This is a genomic window from Treponema sp. R6D11 (genome assembly GCF_054786075.1).
This window is the reverse complement of the sequence record NZ_BDHD01000231.1, coordinates 1-2,442: the sequence shown is the minus strand read 5'-3', so window position 1 is coordinate 2,442 and position 2,442 is coordinate 1. Positions and strand designations below refer to the sequence as shown.

Here is a 2,442-nt window from a genome sequence, read left to right as displayed (position 1 = left end):
CGGCTACACTCTGGAAGAAGAAATGCGGCCGGGCGAGTTTCACCCCGAAAAAGCCGAGGCGCTCAATATCCCGATGGGGAAACTTTGGGGGAAACTGCAAAAGGGGGAATCGATTGTCGCGCCGGACGGCAGGGAAGTAAAGCCCTCCGACGTGATGGGTCAGCCTCGCATGGGTAGAAAATTCTCCTTTGTTACCGACTCACTCGCTTTCCCGGAAATTTCCGCCCATGTTACCGGCTCCGACCTTTTTGTCTGCGAGGGAATGTTTGAAAAAGAGTTAGCCGAAGACGCCCACGAAAAAAAACACATGACGGCCGTCGAAGCCGCCCAAATCGCCGCGTCCTCCATCGACCTGAAAAAACTGGCGCTTATCCACTACAGTCCGCGCTACACCGAATTCAACCTAAAACAACTTCTAAAAGAAGCGCAGGAAATTTTCCCAAACACGGTCCTCTCCCGCGACCGCATGGTTTTCCCAATAGAATATATCGACTAATTGAAATTTTCCGCTAAATATGGTATATCGTTCTTATATGGAACAATCAACTCGAATCGAGGTGCAAAACCTCTCTAAACAATACGAGCATCACGACGAGAACCGCAAGCACGGAGAAAAATTTTCCTAGCACGAGGTCCCACTCGGTAAAAGGCATCGTAAGCAGAAGTTCCGCGGTTCCCGTTTTTCTTTCTTCCGCCCAACTTTTCATCGTAATAACGGGAATTACTATGATGAAGACTACCGGGAAGATTCCGAAGTAAGGGCGAAGTGTCGCCTGATCCATCGAGAAATACCCTTGGACGAAAAACAGCCATATCGAACAAAAGAGGAGGAAGAAGACCGCCGCCCCGTAAAAAGCCGGAGCGTTAAGGTATTGGTAGATTTCTTTTTTCGCCAGAACAAAGGCGCGGTAGGGGATAAACTTTTTCATTGTTGCCCTCCCGTCGATTTTGATTCATCGCTTGTAAGTTTTACAAATATGTCTTCGATGCTGAGTTTTTTCCTGTTCATTCCGAGTATCTTATACCTGTTGTTTACAGCCCAATCGAAGATCTGCTCTCCCGCGCCGCCTGAATTTTCCCTCTCCTGAACAAAGAAGCTCGCGGACACAAGGCCGGCGTCCTTAGTTTCAACTAACACGTTGGAAACCTGTCCTAGTTCCCCAAGCCTAGTCTTCACGCCGTCGGCGTCCGCCCCTTTAAGAAGCAGTTCCCAAGTGTCGCCGCCTTTCATGGAACCGCCGATTTCTTCCGGCTTTCCCTGCACCGCAATCCGCCCGTCGTTGATTATCAGCACCTGAGAGCAAATCGCCTCGACTTCCTGCAAAATATGGGTGGAAAGGATAACAGTTTTACTTTTACCCAGTTCTTTGATCAACGAGCGTATCTCGATAATCTGGTTCGGGTCAAGGCCGGTCGTCGGCTCGTCAAGGATTAAAATCGGCGGATCGTGGAGTATCGCCTGCGCCAACCCCGCGCGCTGTCGGTAACCTTTGGAAAGCGTCTCTATCTTACGGCCCCGATAGCCGGTTAGCGAGCAGGCCTCCAAGCACTTGTCTATCGCCGCTTTCCTTTCGGACTTAGGAATGAAGCGGGCTTCGGCGGCGAAAGAAAAATACTCGTCCACGGTAAGGTCGCCGTAAAGCGGCACATTTTCCGGCAGATAGCCGATGCGCTTTTTCACTTCCAGCGGCTGTTCGTCCACGGGAATGCCGTCCACAAAAGCCTTCCCGCTCGACGGAAAATGAAAACCCGTGAGAATTTTCATGACGGTGGTTTTGCCCGCGCCGTTCGGCCCTAGGAAACCTAACACCTGCTGAGAGCCGACCGAGAAGGAAACATCGGTAACGGCCTGCACCTGCCCGTATTGTTTAGAGAGGTTTTGCACCTCGATTCGAGTTGATTGTTCCATATAAGAACGATATACCATATTTAGCGGAAAATTTCAATTAGTCGATATATTCTATTGGGAAAACCATGCGGTCGCGGGAGAGGACCGTGTTTGGGAAAATTTCCTGCGCTTCTTTTAGAAGTTGTTTTAGGTTGAATTCGGTGTAGCGCGGACTGTAGTGGATAAGCGCCAGTTTTTTCAGGTCGATGGAGGACGCGGCGATTTGGGCGGCTTCGACGGCCGTCATGTGTTTTTTTTCGTGGGCGTCTTCGGCTAACTCTTTTTCAAACATTCCCTCGCAGACAAAAAGGTCGGAGCCGGTAACATGGGCGGAAATTTCCGGGAAAGCGAGTGAGTCGGTAACAAAGGAGAATTTTCTACCCATGCGAGGCTGACCCATCACGTCGGAGGGCTTTACTTCCCTGCCGTCCGGCGCGACAATCGATTCCCCCTTTTGCAGTTTCCCCCAAAGTTTCCCCATCGGGATATTGAGCGCCTCGGCTTTTTCGGGGTGAAACTCGCCCGGCCGCATTTCTTCTTCCAGAGTGTAGCCG

The 2,442-nt window shown here is 50.8% G+C and carries 4 protein-coding genes; 1 reads left to right on the top strand and 3 read right to left on the bottom strand.

The annotated features are described in order from the left end of the window. Window positions 1–496 (top strand): ribonuclease Z (locus ACYVTD_RS11610; RefSeq protein ID WP_461247926.1); only part of this gene is annotated, 496 nt, incomplete at its 5' end. Between the two features lie 46 nt (window positions 497–542). Here the strand turns inward: ACYVTD_RS11610 and ACYVTD_RS11605 are convergent. The 3 genes from ACYVTD_RS11605 to ACYVTD_RS11595 form a co-directional block, all read right to left on the bottom strand. Beyond that, the gene (locus ACYVTD_RS11605; protein ID WP_461247928.1) at window positions 543–929 is read right to left on the bottom strand and encodes an ABC transporter permease; all 387 of its coding nucleotides are present in this window, start codon (window positions 927–929) and stop codon (window positions 543–545) included. Then, window positions 926–1,909: an ABC transporter ATP-binding protein gene (locus ACYVTD_RS11600; RefSeq protein WP_461247927.1), complete on the bottom strand. Its 984-nt coding sequence runs from the start codon at window positions 1,907–1,909 to the stop codon at window positions 926–928. The genes ACYVTD_RS11605 and ACYVTD_RS11600 overlap by 4 nt, the downstream gene beginning before the upstream one ends. A gap of 37 nt (window positions 1,910–1,946) precedes the next feature. Beyond that, window positions 1,947–2,442: ribonuclease Z (locus ACYVTD_RS11595; protein ID WP_461247926.1), on the bottom strand; the 496-nt coding region annotated here is incomplete at its 5' end.

Excerpts from the sequence above, each read along its gene's own strand:
- ACYVTD_RS11605 (WP_461247928.1), bottom strand. The coding sequence starts at position 929 with ATGAAAAAGTTTATCCCCTACCGCGCCTTTGTTCTGGCGAAAAAAGAA.
- ACYVTD_RS11600 (WP_461247927.1), bottom strand. The coding sequence starts at position 1,909 with ATGGAACAATCAACTCGAATCGAGGTGCAAAACCTCTCTAAACAATAC.